Raw genomic sequence first — 1,713 nt, forward strand, 5'->3', positions numbered from 1 at the left:
TAACCCGGATCTTTCACGGCGATGATCGTTTGTGTCGTCGTCGGGGTTCTTGGCCCGCGCGGGCGTGAGACTGGCATGAGGGTGTGACGGTTCGCCCGGTGTCGCTCGGGTGGGCGCCGGTTCCACTGGCCGGCCGGGTCCTCGGGTCGTCGGGACGGGGCGGGCTCGGGGTCAGCTGGTGTTGGCCAGCGGTGGCGAAGTGAGCCGGGCGAGGGCATCGAGGGCGTCGAGCGCGAGCACGGTGAACGGCGCGGTCGCGGCCAGGTGGAGCAGCCGGCGGCGGCCGGTGCGCGCGTGCCGAGCCGGGATGCTGAACAGTCGCAGGCGCAGCCGTTTGGGCTCCCACCGGCGGGCCGCGTGCCCGGTCAGGGCGAGGGACTGCATCCAGGCGGTCAGCTCGCAGGCCAACGCGACGATGGCGCACCAGATCTGGTTCTGCGCGAAGTCGTGCAGCGGCAGGTTGGCCAGCCCGGTGTCTTTGGCGCAGCGGATGCGGTCCTCGGCCCGGGCGCGGCGGCGGTGCCGCAGTTCGAGGTCGGCCAGCTGGCCGCGGGTGGTGTTGGTGACGAACGCGGTGATCCGCATGCCGTCGATGTCGGTGATGCGCAGCTGCGCGCCGGGGTGGGGGCGTTCCTTGCGCAGGATCAGCCGCATCCCCGGCGGCCAGCTCGAGAGGTCGAACAGGTCGGTGACCTCGGCGACGAACGCCCCGGCGCGGGGCTGGCCGTCGGCGTCGTAGGCCGGCTCCCAGGCGACAGCCGGGATCCTGGCGAGGGTCTTCTGGATCGAGTGCAGGTCCCCGGGCAGGGAGAAGCCGACCGAGTAGGACAGCCGGCGGCGGGTCAGCCAGGCCAGCAGCTCATGGGTGCCGCCGGCGCCGTCGATGCGGATCAACACCTTCTTCCCTGGCCGCCGGCCCGAGTGGTGCACGGGCAGCTGGGCCAGCGCCGCAGTGATGACCGCCTTGTGGTCGACCACGGTGTTCGAGCCCGCGTTGCCCGCACGCAGCAGGAACGCCAGCGGCTCGCCGGTGCCCTCCGGCCCGTGGTCGACGAACGCCCACAGCGGGTGGAACCCGAAGCCGCGCTTGAACGTCGGCGCCGCGGACTCCTTCTCCGAGTGCGCGGTCACCAGGGTGGCATCCACGTCGATCACCAGCGGCGCCGAGGCGTTCTTGCTGCGGTCGGGAGCCCGGTCACCGGCCAGCGCCCAGGCTCTCGCCCGGGCCGTGACGCGGGCGGCGGCGATCGCCGCGAGCGCGGCCGGCGCATCCGCGGCCAGGGTGTCGATCAGCCGGGACACCGTCGGGTCCGACGCGACCGGGCCGAACACCTCCGGTGCGGCACGCAACTGTGCGATATCGGCCAGGCAGTCCCCGCCGACCGCCAGCGAAACCGCCAGATCCAGCAGGATCTTGCCCGGATCGTGGCGAGCCAGCGGCCGCCGCCAGGACGCGACCGCCTGGGATAGCGCGGAGCCGAGACCGACGGCATGCGCAGTGCGCAGCAGCAGCACCGCCCCGGCGTTCGGCACGACGCTCGACCCGTGCCCGTCGACGGTGAGACCCGGGTATGGCCCGCTACGCTTCTTCACCAGAAAGGTGCCTCCTGGCCCGCGTGGATATTGCCCTCAGCAAGCAACATCCTTGCAGGTCAGGGGCACCTTTCGTGCTCCCCGAAGATCGCTCAGCTCACGCGGGATGAAAGGCCCGGG

The 1,713-nt window shown here is 72.3% G+C and carries 1 protein-coding gene; it reads right to left on the reverse strand.

The features are described 5' to 3' along the window. Positions 1-171: 171 nt before the first annotated feature. On the reverse strand, positions 172-1,593 hold the full coding sequence (locus tag CNO22_RS26965; protein ID WP_100502290.1) for an IS1380 family transposase: 1,422 nt from the start codon (positions 1,591-1,593) through the stop codon (positions 172-174). Positions 1,594-1,713 lie beyond the last annotated feature (120 nt).

It is taken from the genome of Geodermatophilus chilensis, from assembly GCF_002802985.1.
GTDB lineage: Bacteria > Actinomycetota > Actinomycetes > Mycobacteriales > Geodermatophilaceae > Geodermatophilus > Geodermatophilus chilensis.